Source organism: Bacillus sp. FSL R5-0439 (assembly GCF_038008805.1).
In the GTDB taxonomy this organism is placed as follows: Bacteria; Bacillota; Bacilli; order Bacillales; family Bacillaceae; genus Bacillus; species Bacillus safensis.
On record NZ_JBBOZW010000001.1, the window covers coordinates 40,109 to 58,672 of the forward strand.

General features: G+C 40.9%; 23 protein-coding genes. 22 read left to right on the forward strand and 1 reads right to left on the reverse strand.

Annotated features, from left to right (window positions below):
• Positions 1 to 67 precede the first annotated feature (67 nt).
• The 10 genes from NST59_RS00205 (at position 68) to rsmI (ending at position 7,114) form a co-directional block, all read left to right on the forward strand.
• Complete coding sequence (locus NST59_RS00205) at positions 68 to 1,477, forward strand: aminotransferase class I/II-fold pyridoxal phosphate-dependent enzyme (protein ID WP_341039573.1); 1,410 nt, start codon at positions 68 to 70, stop codon at positions 1,475 to 1,477.
• Entirely contained in the window at positions 1,474 to 2,112 is a 639-nt protein-coding gene (tmk, locus tag NST59_RS00210; RefSeq protein WP_341039576.1) for a dTMP kinase, read from the forward strand. The genes NST59_RS00205 and tmk overlap by 4 nt, the downstream gene beginning before the upstream one ends.
• Before the next feature lie 79 nt (positions 2,113 to 2,191).
• Entirely contained in the window at positions 2,192 to 2,521 is a 330-nt protein-coding gene (locus NST59_RS00215; RefSeq protein ID WP_024425625.1) for a cyclic-di-AMP receptor, read from the forward strand.
• A 12-nt stretch (positions 2,522 to 2,533) separates the two neighbouring features.
• Positions 2,534 to 2,974, forward strand: coding sequence for a YaaR family protein (locus tag NST59_RS00220; protein ID WP_039175878.1), 441 nt, complete (start codon positions 2,534 to 2,536; stop codon positions 2,972 to 2,974).
• Positions 2,975 to 2,985: 11 nt separating this feature from the next.
• Positions 2,986 to 3,975 (forward strand): DNA polymerase III subunit delta', encoded by a 990-nt coding sequence (gene holB / locus NST59_RS00225; protein WP_039175879.1) that lies wholly within the window; start codon positions 2,986 to 2,988, stop codon positions 3,973 to 3,975.
• A 2-nt stretch (positions 3,976 to 3,977) separates the two neighbouring features.
• Positions 3,978 to 4,805 (forward strand): PSP1 domain-containing protein, encoded by an 828-nt coding sequence (locus NST59_RS00230; protein ID WP_024425628.1) that lies wholly within the window; start codon positions 3,978 to 3,980, stop codon positions 4,803 to 4,805.
• Positions 4,806 to 4,819: 14 nt separating this feature from the next.
• A complete protein-coding gene (gene yabA / locus NST59_RS00235; RefSeq protein ID WP_039175883.1) occupies positions 4,820 to 5,173 on the forward strand; it encodes a DNA replication initiation control protein YabA in 354 nt (117 codons plus the stop codon).
• 55 nt (positions 5,174 to 5,228) lie between these two features.
• Positions 5,229 to 5,972 carry a tRNA1(Val) (adenine(37)-N6)-methyltransferase gene (locus tag NST59_RS00240; protein ID WP_039175886.1) on the forward strand — a complete coding sequence of 248 codons (744 nt, stop codon included), beginning with the start codon at positions 5,229 to 5,231 and terminating at the stop codon, positions 5,970 to 5,972.
• Positions 5,959 to 6,258, forward strand: a complete 300-nt coding sequence (locus NST59_RS00245) for a GIY-YIG nuclease family protein (RefSeq protein WP_039175889.1) — start codon at positions 5,959 to 5,961, stop codon at positions 6,256 to 6,258. The genes NST59_RS00240 and NST59_RS00245 overlap by 14 nt, the downstream gene beginning before the upstream one ends.
• A complete protein-coding gene (rsmI, locus tag NST59_RS00250; protein ID WP_058838216.1) occupies positions 6,233 to 7,114 on the forward strand; it encodes a 16S rRNA (cytidine(1402)-2'-O)-methyltransferase in 882 nt (293 codons plus the stop codon). The genes NST59_RS00245 and rsmI overlap by 26 nt, the downstream gene beginning before the upstream one ends.
• 44 nt (positions 7,115 to 7,158) lie before the next feature.
• Here the strand turns inward: rsmI and NST59_RS00255 are convergent, their stop codons facing one another.
• Positions 7,159 to 7,449, reverse strand: coding sequence for an AbrB/MazE/SpoVT family DNA-binding domain-containing protein (locus NST59_RS00255; RefSeq protein WP_087975202.1), 291 nt, complete (start codon positions 7,447 to 7,449; stop codon positions 7,159 to 7,161).
• Between the two features lie 520 nt (positions 7,450 to 7,969).
• Here NST59_RS00255 and metG point away from each other — a divergent pair.
• From metG to spoVG, 12 genes are all read left to right on the forward strand, one after another.
• Positions 7,970 to 9,970, forward strand: coding sequence for a methionine--tRNA ligase (gene metG, locus NST59_RS00260; RefSeq protein WP_341039587.1), 2,001 nt, complete (start codon positions 7,970 to 7,972; stop codon positions 9,968 to 9,970).
• An 81-nt stretch (positions 9,971 to 10,051) separates the two neighbouring features.
• Positions 10,052 to 10,819, forward strand: coding sequence for a TatD family hydrolase (locus tag NST59_RS00265; protein WP_058838218.1), 768 nt, complete (start codon positions 10,052 to 10,054; stop codon positions 10,817 to 10,819).
• Positions 10,820 to 11,063: 244 nt separating this feature from the next.
• Positions 11,064 to 12,266, forward strand: coding sequence for a G5 and 3D domain-containing protein (locus NST59_RS00270; protein ID WP_039175900.1), 1,203 nt, complete (start codon positions 11,064 to 11,066; stop codon positions 12,264 to 12,266).
• A gap of 161 nt (positions 12,267 to 12,427) precedes the next feature.
• Positions 12,428 to 12,988 (forward strand): ribonuclease M5, encoded by a 561-nt coding sequence (rnmV, locus tag NST59_RS00275; protein ID WP_017359323.1) that lies wholly within the window; start codon positions 12,428 to 12,430, stop codon positions 12,986 to 12,988.
• Positions 12,981 to 13,859 carry a 16S rRNA (adenine(1518)-N(6)/adenine(1519)-N(6))-dimethyltransferase RsmA gene (rsmA, locus tag NST59_RS00280; protein ID WP_047203888.1) on the forward strand — a complete coding sequence of 293 codons (879 nt, stop codon included), beginning with the start codon at positions 12,981 to 12,983 and terminating at the stop codon, positions 13,857 to 13,859. Before rnmV ends, rsmA begins: the two co-directional genes overlap by 8 nt.
• Before the next feature lie 134 nt (positions 13,860 to 13,993).
• Positions 13,994 to 14,878 (forward strand): sporulation peptidase YabG, encoded by an 885-nt coding sequence (gene yabG / locus NST59_RS00285; protein WP_024427198.1) that lies wholly within the window; start codon positions 13,994 to 13,996, stop codon positions 14,876 to 14,878.
• A gap of 213 nt (positions 14,879 to 15,091) precedes the next feature.
• Positions 15,092 to 15,349, forward strand: coding sequence for a biofilm formation stimulator Veg (gene veg, locus NST59_RS00290; protein WP_024425637.1), 258 nt, complete (start codon positions 15,092 to 15,094; stop codon positions 15,347 to 15,349).
• 163 nt (positions 15,350 to 15,512) lie between these two features.
• Positions 15,513 to 15,698 carry a small, acid-soluble spore protein, alpha/beta type gene (locus NST59_RS00295; RefSeq protein ID WP_012008653.1) on the forward strand — a complete coding sequence of 62 codons (186 nt, stop codon included), beginning with the start codon at positions 15,513 to 15,515 and terminating at the stop codon, positions 15,696 to 15,698.
• Between the two features lie 146 nt (positions 15,699 to 15,844).
• Entirely contained in the window at positions 15,845 to 16,714 is an 870-nt protein-coding gene (gene ispE, locus NST59_RS00300; RefSeq protein WP_019743558.1) for a 4-(cytidine 5'-diphospho)-2-C-methyl-D-erythritol kinase, read from the forward strand.
• 55 nt (positions 16,715 to 16,769) lie between these two features.
• Positions 16,770 to 17,603: a pur operon repressor gene (gene purR, locus NST59_RS00305; protein ID WP_024425638.1), complete on the forward strand. Its 834-nt coding sequence runs from the start codon at positions 16,770 to 16,772 to the stop codon at positions 17,601 to 17,603.
• Between the two features lie 38 nt (positions 17,604 to 17,641).
• Entirely contained in the window at positions 17,642 to 18,019 is a 378-nt protein-coding gene (gene ridA, locus NST59_RS00310) for a 2-iminobutanoate/2-iminopropanoate deaminase (RefSeq protein ID WP_024425639.1), read from the forward strand.
• 224 nt (positions 18,020 to 18,243) lie between these two features.
• Positions 18,244 to 18,540: a septation regulator SpoVG gene (spoVG, locus tag NST59_RS00315; protein ID WP_008357439.1), complete on the forward strand. Its 297-nt coding sequence runs from the start codon at positions 18,244 to 18,246 to the stop codon at positions 18,538 to 18,540.
• Positions 18,541 to 18,564: the final 24 nt, after the last annotated feature.

Sequence of the window (18,564 nt, forward strand, 5' to 3'; positions counted from 1 at the left end):
CTTTCGGTTCCCTTGTATGAACGTTATAATAGACATAAGATATCGAAAGTGAAAAGGATCGATTTGTTTGAAAACACCTTTATATACAGCATTAGTACAACATGCGGAAAAGAAACCTTATTCTTTCCACGTTCCAGGACATCACAATGGAGATGTCTTTTTTGATGAGGCACGGACTTATTATGACTCAATTCTTCAGCTGGATGTAACAGAGCTTGAAGGATTAGATGATCTTCATCATCCAACTGGTGTGATTCAAGAGGCTGAACATTTATTGGCAAAGCTATATGGATCAGATCAAAGCTTTTTCCTTGTGAATGGGACAACTGTCGGAAATTTAGCGATGGTGATGACAGCCTGTCGTGCGGGAGATGAGATTTTCGTCCAGCGAAATTGTCATAAGTCTGTTTACCATGCGATTGAGCTTGCAGGAGCAAGACCTATTATGGTAGAAGCTGAGATAGATCAACACCTGCATGTTCCAACACATGTGACGGATGAAACAGTCAAAAAAGCCATAGCCAAACATCCTAATTGCCGGGCGATCGTTTTGACTTATCCGAACTACTATGGTCATGCAGCTGATTTATCAAAACTGATTCACATGTGCCACGAAGCAGGCATGATCGTTTTGGTTGATGAGGCACATGGTGCACATTTTGTATTAGGCGGCGCTTTTCCTCCATCTGCTCTTTCCTATGGAGCTGACGTGGTGGTACAATCAGCACATAAAACCCTTCCAGCCATGACGATGGGTTCCTACCTTCATCTGCAGGGGGGACGAATGGATGCAAAACGTTTGAAAACATTCCTCACGATGCTTCAAAGCAGTTCTCCATCCTATCCAATTATGGCCTCATTAGATGTGGCAAGGGCCTATGTCGAGGAGATCAAGAAAAAAGGGATCTTGGATGGAATGATGAAAGGGCTGGCAGAGCTGAAAAATGAGTTCAACCGTATACCTCAGCTTGAAGTAGTCGAGTCTGAATTGCTTTCTAACGATCCATTAAAATGTGTGATTCGATCAACAAAAGGGCTGACGGGTTATGAACTGAAACGAGTGCTTGAATCAGTGGAGGTTCACCCAGAGCTTGCGGACGAACATCAGGTTTTACTTGTCTTTGGTTTAGGACAGAAGAAGGATATTTCTTTTAACCGAATAGAGCAGGCCCTTAATCAAAGCGATTCATTTCTCAAAGGAAAAGGTCATATCCAAAGAGAGGCACTGGCTATTGAGAACAATGAGCATAGACAGGATATAGAAGCCGTCCCATTTGAACATGCAGCAGGCCGGATTAGTGCAGAATCGGTTATACCATATCCACCGGGTATTCCTTTGATCGTTAAGGGAGAACGTATTGAAATCGATCAAATCGCGGCTTTAAGCCGTTTACTTGGACATCAGGTTCATGTTCAAGCGAGTCAGGTGATTCATCAGAGAAAATTATATGTTTATATAGAAGAGGAGACACTATGAGCGGTATGTTTATTACGTTTGAAGGGCCAGAGGGTGCCGGAAAAACGACAGTGATTCGAAAAGTGTATGAAGAAATGGAACGCCAAGGATATGCAGTGATGGCGACACGTGAGCCTGGCGGCATTGACATTGCAGAGCAGATTCGTGAAGTCATTTTAAATGAAAAAAACACAAAAATGGACGCGAAAACAGAAGCTTTGCTATATGCAGCGGCGAGAAGGCAGCATTTGGCTGAGAAGGTAGAACCGGCATTACAGCGCGGGCAGACAGTTTTATGTGATCGTTTTGTTGATAGCTCCCTTGCTTATCAAGGCTATGCGAGAGGGCTTGGGATTGAAGCAGTAAAATCAATTAATGATTTTGCTATCAATGGCACGATGCCACAAATGACCATTTATTTTTCTATTACACCTGAGGAAGGGCTAAAGCGAATTGATGCCAACCAGGGAAGAGAAAAGAATCGATTAGACATGGAGACGCTGAATTTCCACCAGCTGGTCAGAGAAGGCTATGAACTGCTTATTGCACAATCACCAGAACGATTCCGTGTAGTGGATGCATCTCAGCCGATGCAGGCTGTCTATGAAGAAGTCATTCAATTGATTCAGGACACATTAAAGCAAAATCAAATATGACCTAATTCCCAATCGTTGTTATAATATAGAGGAAGACATCGGCATGTCATCTGTGCCTAAAATAAAGGAGGCCAATCAAATGAAATTAATTGTTGCCGTTGTACAGGACCAAGATAGCAGCAAGTTGTTGAAAATATTGACTGAACATCATTTCGGCGTGACAAAATTAGCTTCAACTGGTGGGTTTTTAAAGTCTGGGAATACGACTTTTATTATTGGTTGTGATGATGTCCGAGTGGATAAAGCATTACAGCTTATAAAAGAAAATTGCCGTAAACGTGATCAAATGATTGCGCCTGTATCCCCAATGGGTGGAAATGCAGATTCATACGTACCATACCCTGTTGAGGTTGAAGTTGGCGGAGCTACTGTTTTTATTCTGCCAGTTGAACAATTTCATCAATTTTAAGGATGGGTTGCTGTGAAAATTAATCAAGATATGCGGCTGCGTCTAGAAAAGCGTGAACTTCAAGCATTGAAAGGAAACCAAACATCTGCTTCCTTTAAAGCTTCGATGGAGACGCAAAGCGGCAAACTGCGCTTAGAACAGCTGACGGTCATGCTCAGTGATATCGAAGTGTTCGGTAAAAAGCTAGCGAAGTCACGAAACCTAAAGGATTTGGCTAGGTTTAAAGGACTGGTGAAGCGCTTTGTGAAAGAGACAGTCGATAATGGATTAAATATAGAAACATCAAGGAGCTTTGACATTTATGGCAACACACGTACACTTGCTTTAGTCAAAGCCTTAGATGAGAAGCTGATTGAATTAACCGAGGAAATGATGGACCAAGAGAAACCATCTATTGATTTGCTTGAACGTATTGGAGAAATAAAAGGTTTATTGATTAACCTTTACACATAGAGAGTGATAACATGGCAATTAGCTGGGATGACATGAATGATTTGCAGCCGCGCGTCATGCGGCTGATTTTTAATAGTATTGAAAAAGACCGACTTGCGCATGCCTACTTATTTGAAGGGAAAAAAGGAACCGGTAAGCTGGATGCAGCGATGCTGATGGCTAAGAGCTTTTTTTGTTTGGAATCAGGAGTGAAACCATGTGAATCCTGTCAAAACTGCAAAAGGATTGCATCAGGAAACCATCCCGATTTACATCTTGTGCAGCCTGACGGACAATCAATTAAGAAGGCACAAGTGCAGGCACTGCAGGAGGAATTTACAAAAGCGGGTGTAGAATCTCACCGGAAAATGTATATTATTCTTCATGCGGACAAAATGACGGTCAATGCCGCGAACAGTTTATTGAAGTTCCTAGAGGAGCCCAATCGGGAAACGATGGCGGTTTTAATCACTGAGCAATCGCATAAAATGCTGGATACGATTATTTCAAGATGTCAGATGCTCAGCTTTCAGCCGCTGCAGCCACAATCCTTGGAGCAGCAGCTTTTACAAGAAGGCGTATCTCAGCATCTCGCAAGGCTTTTGTCGAATTTAACCAATAATTTAGCAGAAGCACTCGAATTAAGTCGAAATGATCAGTTTGCAGAGTCTAGAGCGAAAGTGATAAAATTGTATGAAGTCTTACACCAGCGAAAAGAACATGCATTTTTTTATATACAGGATCAATGGATGCCTTTTTTCAAAGAGAAAGACCTTCAAGAAACAGGTCTGGATATGCTTTTATTTATATATCGTGATGTATTGTCGATTCAAATAGGAAATGAAGATAAAGTCATTTATCAAGACTTATTCCAGACAATGAAGCAGCATGCGCTGCATTCCACACAGCAGATGGTGACCAGCCAGATCCTTGCTGTATTAGAAGCGAAAAAGAGACTTCAATCCAACGTGAATGCCCAAGGGCTGATGGAGCAATTGGTGTTGATGTTGCAGGAGGGATAAGCTTGTACAACGTAATTGGTGTTCGCTTTAAAAAAGCGGGCAAAATCTATTATTTCGATCCTAATGGATTTCATATAGAAAATGATAGTTGTGTCATTGTAGAAACAGTCAGAGGGGTTGAGTACGGACAAGTGGTCATCGCCAACAAAAAAGTAGATGAACACGATGTGGTTCTCCCTCTGCGTAAAGTCATTCGTGTAGCAGACGAACGAGACCGGCTCATCGTTGAGGAAAACAAAGAAGCAGCGATGACAGCCTTTGATACATGTCTTCAGAAGGTAAGTGAACATGGGCTGGAAATGAAACTGGTCGATGTTGAGTTTACATTTGACCGCAACAAGGTCATCTTCTACTTCACAGCAGATGGCAGAGTTGATTTCCGTGAGCTAGTGAAGGATCTTGCATCAATCTTCAAAACGAGAATTGAACTTCGCCAGATTGGTGTAAGAGACGAGGCAAAAATGCTTGGAGGCATTGGTCCTTGCGGGCGAATGCTCTGCTGTTCGACATTCTTAGGAGATTTTGAACCAGTGTCGATTAAGATGGCAAAGGATCAAAATCTATCGTTAAATCCTACAAAAATTTCAGGACTATGCGGCCGCTTGATGTGCTGCTTGAAATATGAGAATGATGAGTATGAAACAGCGAAGGAACAATTACCGGATATCGGCGAAACGATTCAGACGTCTAATGGCTCTGCAAAGGTAGTGGGGCTCAATATTTTAGAACGAATTTTGCAAGTTGAATTAACCGGGCAAGAAAAAGTGATAGAATATACATGGGAAGAATTATTACAAGAAGGCGTTGTATCTGCACAAACAACTGAGTAACGAGGTGTGCCACCTTGGATAAAAAGGAACTATTTGATACGGTGATTAATTTAGAAGAACAAATCGGTTCTCTTTATCGCCAGTTAGGTGATTTGAAAAATCATATCGGTGAAGTGATTGAAGAAAATCATCAGCTGCAGATGGAGAATCAGCACTTGCGTGAACGTCTGGATCAGTCCGATCGAGACAAATCGTCTGAGGCAGAGAATGATTCTGCCCAGAAGGCAAGTCATTCTGATATAGGAGAAGGTCATGATAACCTGGCCCGATTATATCAGGAGGGCTTCCATATTTGTAATGTACATTATGGGAGCATTCGTAAAGAGGGAGACTGTTTGTTCTGTCTGTCATTTTTAAATAAAAAATGAGAAAAGGCTTCCGCTGAATCGGAAGCCTTTTTCACAGGAAAAGAAAGGATACATCATGGTTTCGTTAAGAGAAGATGAACGTTTAGATTACCTGCTCGCCGAAGATATGAAGATTATTCAAAGTAAAACTGTGTTTGCCTTTTCATTGGACGCAGTGTTATTAGCTAAATTTGCTTATGTGCCAATCCAAAAAGGGGAAATCATTGACCTTTGTACCGGAAATGGCATTGTGCCATTGCTGCTTTCGACTCGATCTAAGGCCTCGATTACGGGTGTTGAAATTCAAGAACGGTTGTTTGATATGGCCAAAAGAAGTGTGGAGTATAATCAACTTGCGCACCAGATCGAATTGATTCATGGTGACTTGAATGATATGCCGGAACGCTACGGCAACCATAAAGTTGATGTGATTACATGTAACCCGCCATATTTTAAAACACCTTCTAAGGATGAAATCAATGAAAATGAATACTTGGCGATTGCCCGGCATGAAATTCATTGTACATTAGAAGATGTTATTCGTGTTTCTTCCACGCTGCTAAAGCAAGGGGGGAAACTGGCGATGGTTCATCGACCAGGACGGCTGCTTGAGATTGTGGAATTAATGAAGAAATACCGAATTGAGCCAAAACGTATTCAATTTGTTTATCCCAAACAAGGGAAAGAAGCCAATACCATCTTGGTAGAGGGCATAAAAGATGGAAAACCAGATCTGAAAATTCTCCCGCCTCTTTTTGTTTATAGAGAAGACCAGGAGTATACAGATGAAATCAGGACGATACTGTATGGAGAAGCATAATCATTACTTCTATGTATTAAAATGTGCAGATGGCAGCCTGTATGCGGGTTATACAAATGATTTACAAAAAAGATTGATGACCCACAATAGTGGAAAAGGAGCAAAGTATACAAGAGCGAGACGGCCGGTTGAGCTTTTTTATCATGAATGTTTTGCAACCAAAAGAGAAGCCATGCAGCAAGAATATCGTTTCAAAACGTGGACACGGAAAAAGAAAGACATGTATATAGAAGAAATGCGAATGGAAAAGGAGGCGGCACATGAAAAAGACACAGAAAAGCTTTGATGGTCAATCTGACATGGGCATTCTTTATCTCGTCCCAACCCCGATTGGAAATCTAGAAGATATGACGTTCCGAGCGATACAAACGTTAAAAGATGTAGACTATATTGCCGCAGAAGATACAAGGCAAACGAAAAAGCTTTGTCATGTATACGAAATTGATACACCCTTAACGAGTTATCATGAGCATAACAAAGACAGCAGTGGCCACAAGTTAATCGAATGGCTAAAAGAAGGAAAAAGTATCGCGCTCGTGAGTGATGCTGGTTTACCGACGATTTCAGATCCAGGGGCTGAAGTGGTACGAGATTTTACTAGCATCGGAGGCTATGTCATTCCGTTACCTGGCGCAAATGCTGCACTAACGGCACTCATTGCATCAGGAATCGCGCCTCAGCCATTTTTCTTTTATGGTTTTCTCGACCGTCAAAAAAAAGAAAAGAAAAAGCAGCTTGAAGCCTTGAAGAAACGCCAAGAAACGATCATTTTCTATGAAGCGCCTCATCGGTTAAAAGAAACGCTGACTTTGATGAAGGAAGTGTGGGGAAATCGGAACATCGCCATTACGAGAGAACTAACGAAAAAATTCGAAGAGTTTATTCGTGGGGATTTAGAATCTGTGCTGACATGGGCTGCGGAGAATCAAATTCGAGGTGAGTTCTGTCTTGTAGTGCAAGGAAATGATCAAGCTGAAGAAGAGCTGAATGAAGAAGCATGGTGGACGTCCTTATCTGAAAAAGAACATGTGATCCATTACATAGAGGAAGGATTAACGTCGAAGGAAGCCATTAAACGTACAGCTGTCGAACGTGGTGTGCCAAAGCGCACGATATACGATGCCTATCATATTGAACAATAAAGAAAGGTTCTTGCAAACGGTGCAAGAACCTTTTTATATGAAACTTATTTTTGTGATTGAAGTTGGTTTTGGATTTCGTTAATGATTTGCTCTGCACCTTCACGGCTAAGAACTAATTTACCATTAGCAAGTTTAAGGTTATCGTCTGATACTTCACCTGTTACTTGGCAAGTCATGTTTGGTTTATATTTTTTTAGGATAATTTTTTCATCATCAACATAAATTTCCAAAGCGTCTTTTTCAGCAATTCCTAGCGTACGGCGAAGTTCGATTGGAATCACCACGCGTCCTAATTCGTCAACTTTACGTACAATACCTGTAGATTTCATCTTCATTCTCCTCCCAAAAAGTTCTTATTACTAAAATAATATTATCTTCGTCATTATTCGACAAATTCCTTACATTCCTAGCATAACAAGGTTTCCATAAATCGTCAATCATTTTGTTTACTATTGTTTGTAAAATATGACTCTTAAAGTCAAAAGACCTTGAAACTACTGATGTATAAGGATTTTGTAGGCTTTTTCTATGAAAATATAAGAAATGACGAGTTCAGATTAACAAGACTTTTGCCCTAATTTAGCCAATTGTAAATCTGGAAATAGATTTCATACGACAATATTCGACAAAATGTCGACGGGTTTGTCGTTTTTTTCGAAAAACTCATCTTTTTCGATCATTTCATCTTGTTCTATGTATATATGCTTGATCTTAAAGGCTAAGATGGTATCATAGAGAAAGCACAAGTGCAAAATTAAATGAATTGATCTGACACATTTTCATGTAATGATGATAACCGCTCTCGTCCATTGGGCGGGAGTTTTTGACATTTACACACACGCAGGAGGTTCCGACATGCCAGAAAAGAAAAAAACGTTTTATCTGACAACACCTATTTACTATCCGAGCGGAAAATTACATATTGGACATGCTTATACGACAGTAGCAGGAGATGCTATGGCTCGTTATAAACGTCTTCAAGGCTATGATGTGATGTATTTAACGGGTACAGATGAGCACGGACAAAAAATTCAGCAAAAAGCTGAAGAACAAAATATCACACCAATCGAGTATTTAGATCCAGTCGTTGAAGACATTAAATCATTATGGAAGAAACTCGACATTTCGAATGATGACTTCATCCGTACAACAGAAAAAAGACATACGAAAATCATCGAGCAGGTATTCCAAAAACTTCTTGATCAAGGCGATATTTATTTAGATCAATATGAGGGCTGGTACAGTATTCCTGATGAGACATTCTATACGGAAACACAGCTTGTTGATGTTGAGCGTAATGAGAAAGGGGAAGTCATTGGCGGAAAAAGCCCTGACAGCGGACACCCTGTTGAATTAATTAAAGAGGAATCATATTTCTTCCGTATGAGTAAGTATGCGGATCGTTTGCTCGATTATTACGAAAAGAATCCATCGTTTATTCAGCCTGAATCAAGAAAGAATGAAATGATTAATAACTTCATTAAACCAGGTTTAGAGGATTTAGCCGTATCAAGAACAACCTTTGATTGGGGAATTAAAGTTCCTAACAATCCAAAACACGTCATTTATGTATGGATTGATGCGTTATTCAACTATTTAACTGCGATTGGCTATGGAACAGATCAAGATGAGAAATATAAAAAATATTGGCCTGCCAACGTACATCTCGTAGGAAAAGAAATTGTACGCTTCCATACGATTTATTGGCCGATTATGTTGATGGCATTAGATCTGCCTCTACCGAAGCAAATTTTCGCACACGGCTGGCTGCTCATGAAAGATGGCAAAATGTCTAAATCAAAAGGGAATGTGGTAGATCCGGTCACATTAATTGATCGCTATGGCCTCGATGCCCTCCGTTATTATCTGCTTCGCGAAGTACCATTTGGTGCGGATGGTGTGTTTACACCAGAAGGATTCGTGGAACGTGTAAACTATGACCTTGCCAATGATTTAGGTAACTTGCTTAATCGTACAGTTGCGATGGTCCAAAAATATTTTGACGGCACTTTAAGCAGCTATAAGGGCCCTGTTAATGAGTTTGATGAAGAGCTGAAAGCAGTCGCTGAGCAAACCGTCAAAGCCTATGAAGAGGCGATGGAAAACCTTGAATTCTCTGTGGCTCTTTCAAATGTTTGGACATTAATCAGCAGAACCAATAAATATATTGATCAAACAGCTCCATGGGTGCTGGCAAAGGATGAAACAAAACGAAAAGAATTGCATTCTGTTATGTATCATTTAGCAGAATCACTTCGAATCACAGCAGTCCTCTTAACGCCATTCCTAACGAAAACACCTGAGAAAATCTTCTTCCAGCTTGGAATTGAAGAAGAGAAGCTCAAAAGCTGGGATAGTATCCTATCATTTGGTGCAATTCAACATGCGACGGTACAAAAAGGCGAGCCTTTGTTCCCGCGTTTAGAGGTTGAAGAAGAAGTAGCCTACATTAAAGAAAAAATGCAGGGAAGTACACCTAAGGTAGAAGAAGAGAAAGTGGAAAGCGAAGAAACGGAATTACCTGAGCTGGAAGCTGAAATTGCATTTGATGATTTCTCGAAAGTCGATCTTCGAGTCGCACAGGTTTTGGAAGCAGCCCCAGTGAAAAAAGCGGATCGTCTTTTAAAGCTTCAGCTTGATTTTGGATTTGAAAAAAGACAAATCGTCTCAGGGATTGCCAAACACTATCAACCAGAAGAATTAGTAGGGAAAAAGCTCGTTTGCGTAGCGAATCTTACACCAGTTAAACTCAGAGGGGAAATTTCCCAGGGAATGATTTTAACTGGGGAAACAGGCGGGAAATTGCAGGTTCTTGAAGTAGATCAATCTCTAGCAAATGGAACAAAAATTTTATAAATCAACAAAGGTGTTCCACGTGTAACATTTCGTCGAACACCTTTTGTTTTTTAGGAGAATTGTCGAAAGGAGCAATCAACAATGTTATTTGATACACATGCCCACTTGAATGCAGAACAATATAAGGAAGACTTAGAGCAGGTGATCGAAAGAGCGAAAAGCGAAAAAGTTGAGAAAATCGTGGTGGTGGGGTTTGACCGTCCGACAATTACGAGAGCGATGGAATTAATTGAAGAGTATGATTTCATATATGCAGCTATTGGCTGGCATCCAGTCGATGCTATTGATATGACAGATGAGGATTTGGCTTGGATTAAAGATTTATCTCAACACGAAAAAGTGGTTGCGATTGGAGAAATGGGTCTGGATTACTATTGGGACAAGTCACCAAAAGATGTACAAAAGGAAGTCTTTAGACGCCAAATTGCTCTTGCGAAGGAAGTGAATCTTCCAATCGTTATTCATAACCGTGACGCAACGGAAGATGTCGTGACGATTTTAAAGGAAGAGGGAGCAGCTGAGGTCGGAGGTATTATGCACTGCTTTACGGGCAGCTTAGAAACTGCAAAAGCGTGTATGGATATGAATTTTTACATCTCATTCGGTGGACCCGTGACATTTAAAAATGCCAAAAAGCCAAAGGAAGTTGTAAAAGAGATACCAAGTGACCGGCTTTTGATTGAAACAGACTGCCCATACTTAACGCCAGTGCCATTTAGGGGGAAACGTAACGAGCCAAGTTATGTCAAATATATCGCAGAACAGATTGCGGAGCTGAGAGAAATCAGCTTTGAAGAGCTTGCCGAATTGACAACAAAAAATGCAAAAAAAGTTTTCCGTATAAACTGACAGTATATGATGTCAATCCTTGTTTAAGCTTGTCCAATTGTGAAACATAACGAAAAAGTTCTACACGTTTGCGCCTCCTCATAGGATAAGTTGTCGATAAGTCTTTCTTCCCTTCTTTCCATAAATCTCCCATAATAGGTTTACAATCGAGCATTTTTGTACAGTGGGTGGAAGGGTTGACAGGTTTTGAGATACTCTATATAATCTCTCCGAGGAGAAGGAGGCGTTTTTCATCGTACAAAAAATGAAAAATCTGTTTTCTGTTAAGCTAGGAAAAGGCAAGGTTTTATTACTAGTTGTTTGCTTGCTTTTAGCTGGAACTGGGACGGCTTACGGTGCGCATGAGCTCACTAAGCAGTCTATTACCATTTCAATCAATGGTAAAGAGAAGACAATTCGTACACATGAAGAGACAGTAGCACAGCTGCTTTCAGACCTTGGCATAAGGACCAAGGCGGAGGATCATATCTCTCCAAGTCTAAATACAAAGATTCAAGACAATATGAACATTGTGTATGATGCGGCTATACCGGTTCATCTGACCCTAGATGGGAAAGAGAAAACGATATGGACAACAGATCAGACGGTTGGAGCATTATTGAAGAATGAGAAGATAGATATCGGGAAGCACGATCAAGTCACTCCAGGAAAGAATGACAAGTTAACAAAGGATATGAAGCTTGTGGTTCAGCAGGCCTTCCAGGTCAGCTTAAATGATGGAGGAAAAGATAAAAAAGTGTGGACCACTTCGACTACGGTCGCTGACTTTTTAAAGCAACAAGAGCTGAAGCTCAAGAAGCACGATAAGATCAAGCCTGCGTTACATAGTAACCTTTCTAAAAAGAGCGCAGATATAAAGATCACTCGGGTGGAAAAAGTCACCGATGTAGTGGAAGAGAAAATTGCTTTTGATACCAAACATAAAAAGGACCATTCTCTTGAAAAAGGGAAAGAGAAGGTACTTAAAAAAGGTGAAGAAGGTAAATTGAAGAAGCACTATGCCATTGTGAAAGAAAACGGCAAAGTGGTGTCTAAAGAATTGATTAAAGAAGTGACCGAAAAAGATAGTAAGGACCGATTAGTGGCTATTGGTACACAAGTGACCAAAAAGGAGCCTACAGCGTCCCCTGTGGTTTCACGAAGCAATGAGTCTTCAGGAAAAGAATTTTATGTGGCGTCAACAGCCTATACAGCGAGCTGTGCTGGATGTACGGGCAGAACGTCTACAGGTTTTGATTTAAAAGCGAATCCGGGTGCAAAGGTCATAGCAGTTGATCCGAGTGTCATTCCGCTGGGCTCAAAAGTGTATGTGGAAGGCTATGGTTATGCCGTTGCATCAGACACTGGATCTGCTATAAAAGGGAATAAAATTGATGTGTTCGTCCCAAGTAAGTCGGCAGCTTATCAATGGGGAAATAAACGAGTGAAAATTAGAGTGCTCAAATAAACACATCAAATCATTTATATGAACAGAGGGCTTTGCGCACCCTCTGTTTTTTTGGTTATAATAGAAGCACTGTTTTCTAATTAATTAGACGCAAAAACAGCATGAAAGGTTTCGTTTTTTTAACCAAAAAATGTAGATTGTTTTTGCAAGCGGAGGAATACATGAAAATCAAAGAAATCATTGTGGTGGAGGGTCGTGATGACACTGCCAGAGTGAAGATGGCTGTGGATGCAGATACGATCGAAACAAACGGATCTGCCATTGGCGATACAGTCATTCAACAAGTGCGTCTTGCTCAGGAGACGAGAGGGGTCATTATTTTAACAGATCCTGATTTTCCTGGTGAGAAGATCCGTAAAACCATCGCAGAGGCGGTTCCTGGCTGTAAGCACGCTTTTTTGCCAAAGCATCTTGCGAAGGCGAAGCGGGATAAAGGAATTGGGGTCGAGCATGCTTCCTTGGACAGTATTCGGGAATGTCTTGCCCATGTCCATGAAGAAATGGAAGAATCGGAAAGTGACATTACATTAGACGACTTATTTGACGCAGGCCTTATCGGAGGCGAAGCATCGAAACGCCGCCGCGAACGACTAGGAGTGCTTTTAAATATAGGATATACCAATGCGAAGCAGCTGCAAAAGCGCCTTCACATGTTCCAAATAACCAAACATGATTTTATTGCGGCCTTAAAGACCGTCATGCAGGAGGAAGCCGATGAATAAAGATATTGCGACACCCGTCAGAACGAAGGAAATACTGAAGAAGTACGGTTTCTCTTTTAAAAAGAGCTTAGGGCAGAACTTCTTAATTGATACAAATATTTTAGATCGCATTGTCGATCACGCAGAGGTTACAGATGAGACCGGCGTCATTGAAATTGGGCCTGGTATCGGCGCATTGACAGAGCAGCTCGCTAAACGTGCAAAGAAAGTCACCGCTTTTGAAATTGATCAGCGTTTATTGCCTATTTTAAACGATACGCTTTCTCCATATGATAATGTCACGATTATTCATCAAGATGTATTAAAGGCGGATGTGAGAAAGGTCATCGAAGAAAATTTTGCTGACTGTAAAGAAGTGATGGTCGTAGCCAACCTTCCGTATTACGTGACAACACCGATTATTATGAAATTGCTTGAAGAAAACCTTCCATTGAAAGGGATCGTGGTCATGCTGCAAAAAGAAGTAGCAGATCGTATGGCAGCTATCCCTTCATCAAAGGAATACAATTCATTGTCTATCGCAGTTCAATTTTATACGGAAGCAAAAACGGTGATGGTTGTGCCTAAAACGGTTTTTGTTCCTCAGCCAAATGTTGATTCGGCTGTGATTAAGCTGACTGTTCGTGAAACGCCTGCTGTCTCAGTAGAAAATGATGCGTTTTTCTTTCAATTGATCCGAGCGAGCTTTGGCCAGCGCCGGAAAACATTGATGAATAATTTGATGAACAATTTTCCTGATGGAAAAAAACATAAAGCGATCATCGAGGAAGCTCTTCAAACAGCAGATATTGATGGAAAGCGCCGCGGAGAATCATTATCCATTGAGGAATTTGCCAGATTGTCGAATGTTTTACAAAAAGCCCTATCGTAAGGGCTTTTTTCTTTTGTTCTTCACCACTTCAACTGTTCGGGCATAGGCTAGAAAGAACAGCACATATGAAAGATGAATATGTTTAGGGCAAGACGATACCAACAGGATATGAGCCTGATTGTGGAGTGAAAAGCATGCAATTTCAAATAGGAGATATGGTGACGAGGGCATCCTATCAAATGGATATTATGTTTCGAATCATTCGAATTGATGAGACAGATCAGCACGAAGCCACTGCCATATTGCATGGGAATGAAGTGAGGCTGATTGCTGATGCTAAGATGTCGGATCTCGTCTTGATTCAAAAAGAGGAGCAGCTGACAAGGGAGAAGGACGACGAACGGAAGATTAATGAATCGCTCGACTTACTAAGACAGGATTATCAGCTGCTGCGTGAAAAACAAGAGTATTATACTTCTGGACAATATCAGCATCAGGAGCAGTATTTTCACATGCCTGGAAAGGTCCTTCATTTAGATGGAGATGCTTCATACTTAAAGAAATGCTTAGATGTATATGAACGAATTGGTGTGCCTGTATACGGAGTGCATTGTCATGAGAAGAAAATGCCAAGCGTGATCGACTCGTTACTTGATCAATATCGGCCTGATATTTTGGTCATTACAGGGCATGATGCGTATTCCAAGCAAAAGGGCGGCGTAAATGATATTGGTGCTTATCGCCATTCTCGTCATTTCGTTGAAACGGTTCAAAAAGCAAGAAAGAAAATTCCTCATTTAGATCAGCTTGTGATCTTTGCTGGTGCCTGTCAATCTCATTTCGAATCATTGATCCAAGCAGGTGCCAATTTTGCAAGCTCACCTTCACGTGTGAACATCCATGCGCTCGACCCCGTCTATATCGTTGCGAAGATCAGCTTCACTCCATTTGTAGATCGAATCAATGTGTGGGATGTGCTTCGTAATACATTAACAAGAGAAAAAGGTCTCGGAGGCATCGAGACGAAGGGTGTTTTAAGGGTAGGTATGCCATATAAAAAAGACCATGAATCGACATAACCCGACTGATTTCAGTCTGGTTTTTTTTATGTTCAAAAAGAAATTTCAAATGGATACATAATTCACCGGAATTTGAGAAAAATAGGGGGGAGAAAAGGTAGAAGTTTGTCAAAATTATTTTGTTGACAATGGCTCGTGTTGGTTGATATAATTTAATTTTTATTTGACAAAAATGGGCCGTTGTTGTATAATTATCTCAGTGAGGTGGATGCAATGGCGAAGACTTTGTCCGACATCAAAAGATCGCTTGATGGTAACTTAGGTAAACGTTTGACGTTAAAGGCTAACGGAGGCCGCCGTAAAACAATTGAGCGTTCGGGCATTTTAGCTGAAACGTACCCTTCTGTATTTGTGATTCAATTAGATCAAGATGAGAATTCGTTTGAAAGAGTTTCTTACAGTTATGCAGATATACTGACTGAGACGGTCGAATTAACGTTCGATGATGCCGCTAGCTCAGTCGCCTATTAATGGGCAGTGAACTTTTTGTTTACTGCTTTTTGTTTTGCCTTTTTTTCTGAATGGGAGTCTGACCATTTTTTGAAAGGGGTAAAAGAAAGGATTCGATACAAAATAAGAAAGCCACAAAAGCAGTGGCACTGATTCGAATTCTCGACTAAAGGGGCTGTTTCGTTTGGGTAGACGCCGAGGCATTATGTCAGATGAGTTCAAATACGAGCTGGCGAAGGATCTTGGATTTTATGATACCGTCAAAAATGGAGGCTGGGGAGAAATTCGTGCACGTGACGCAGGTAATATGGTCAAACGTGCCATCGAATTAGCTCAGCAGCACATGGCTCAGGATGAGAATCAACGATAGAAAAATGGTCAGGGATACCTCGGGTGTCTCTGGCTTTTTTTGTTGAAAAAGTCAGTGTGCTGGGCGTAAAAGCCAATATTCATCAGATCCATCAAATGTGATACAATATTGATACTTATGTTTAGATGGAGAAGTAGGTGAAATGTTTGCGTATTTTAGAAAAAGCACCGGCAAAAATTAATCTCTCACTTGATGTTCATGGAAAAAGACCGGATGGATATCACGAAGTGGAGATGGTGATGACAACAATAGACCTTGCAGATCGACTTGAGCTGACGGAGCTGGACAAAGATGAAATCCGTGTATCATCTCATAATCGATTTGTGCCAGATGATCAGCGTAACTTGGCTTATCAGGCGGCTAAATTACTCAAAACAAGGTTCGGTATTCAAAAAGGAGTATCGATTGTCATCACAAAAGCAATTCCTGTGGCAGCAGGTTTAGCTGGAGGCAGCAGTGATGCTGCAGCAGCGCTTCGCGGTTTAAACCGTTTGTGGAAGTTAAATCTCACGTTAGATGAACTAGCTGAGCTTGGAGCGGAGATCGGCTCAGATGTGTCTTTTTGTGTACACGGAGGCACAGCACTAGCGACAGGACGTGGAGAAAAACTGAAGCATATCGCGACACCGCCGCATTGCTGGGTGATTTTAGCGAAGCCGGTGATTGGGGTATCTACAGCTGAAGTTTATAGACAATATGACGCAAGCAAAGTAGAACACCCAAATGTACAGCGTATGATTGAAGCCATTGAAGCGAAAGATTATAAAGAGATGTGCGGCTCACTCGGTAACGTGCTGGAGTCTGTGACATTAAAGATGTATCCGGAAGTAGATATGATCAAAAGACAGATGAAGCGTTTCGGTGCTGATGCTGTATTAATGAGTGGAAGCGGCCCAACTGTATTTGGCCTGATTCAATATGAATCGAAGGTACAAAGAATATATAACGGACTGAGAGGATTTTGTGATCAAGTATACGCTGTCCGCATGATCGGCGAACAAAATGCCCTTGATTAAATCCGTATATTAAGTTATATTATTCATAAATTATTCGGGTTCTGGGGGTAAGTTCATGAAGTTTCGTCGAAGCGGCAGATTGGTGGACTTAACAAATTATTTGTTAGCCCACCCGCACGTACTAGTACCTTTAACTTTTTTTGCAGAACGATATCAATCTGCAAAGTCCTCCATTAGTGAAGACTTAACGATTATCAAACAGACCTTCGAACAGCAGGGAATCGGCACATTGCTTACTGTACCTGGCGCTGCTGGCGGAGTGAAATATATTCCAAAAATTCACCTAAAAGAAGCAGATGACGTAGTAAACGATATCGGAGAGGCATTATCAACTCCTGAACGTGTACTTCCTGGCGGTTATTTATATTTAACCGATGTTTTAGGCAATCCATCGATTCTTGCGAAAATCGGTAAGCTGTTTGCGACTATCTTTGCGGACCGTGCGATTGATGTCGTCATGACCGTTGCGACAAAGGGGATTCCGATTGCCTATTCTGTTGCGGGTTATTTAAATGTGCCTGTTGTGATCGTTAGAAAAGATAATAAGGTAACCGAAGGATCAACTGTCAGTATTAATTATGCGTCAGGTTCTTCTAACCGAATTCAAACCATGTCCCTTGCAAAGCGCAGCTTAGATAAAGGCTCCAATGTGTTGATCATTGATGACTTTATGAAAGCGGGCGGAACCATTAACGGCATGATGAATTTGCTTGAGGAATTTAATGCAAATGTTGCAGGGATCGGTGTTCTTTTAGAAGATGAAGGCGTAGATGAACGTCTTGTCGATGAATATGTCTCGTTGTTAAAGCTTTCAACTATTGATATGAAACAAAAAATAATTGAGATCAATGAAGGCAATTTCCACGAGTTTTTTCATTCGAAAGCGTAAGCTTTGATCAAACATGTATTTGAATGGGAGAGATTGATATGACAAAAGTTGTTCAAACCAAACATGCACCAGCAGCCATTGGACCTTACTCTCAAGGAATTATTGTCAATAACATGTTTTACAGCTCAGGGCAGATTCCATTAACCCCAGCTGGAGATTTTGTTAATGGAGATATTAAAGAACAAACACATCAAGTATTCCGTAATCTTGAGGCTGTTCTTGAAGCAGCAGGTGCTTCCTTTGAAACAGTCGTGAAAGCAACTGTTTTCATCAAAGATATGGAACAATTCGCTGAAGTGAATGAAGTGTACGGTGAGTATTTCCATACACACAAGCCAGCTCGTTCATGCGTGGAAGTGGCAAGACTTCCAAAAGATGCGCTTGTAGAAATAGAAGTAGTTGCATTAGTAAAATAAACAGGCACTCTCGATGAAAGCCGTTTGGTTTCATCATATGCAGGGAAAGACATCATCATGATGTCTTTTTTCATGCTGAGGATGTAAGCGCCGTCACTAATATGACAAATAATGTATAAATATCCCGATATTTCAAAAAAAGTTTAAAAAAAGAGCAGGAGAATCACCACGATCGTTGAATACCTAAGTAATGCTTTTATATTGGGAAAAGGTGGTGAACTACTGTGGAAGTTACTGACGTAAGATTACGCCGCGTGAATACCGATGGTCGCATGAGGGCGATTGCATCCATCACGCTGGACCACGAATTTGTTGTTCATGATATTCGTGTGATTGATGGAAACAATGGGTTGTTTGTTGCAATGCCTAGCAAACGCACGCCTGATGGAGAGTTTCGCGATATTGCACATCCAATTAATTCAAGCACTCGGGGTAAAATCCAAGATGCTGTATTAAATGAATATCATCGCTTAGGCGAAGAGGAAGAAACAATTGAATATGAAGAAGCTGGAGCTTCTTAATCATACTTAAACCTAAAAAGACGG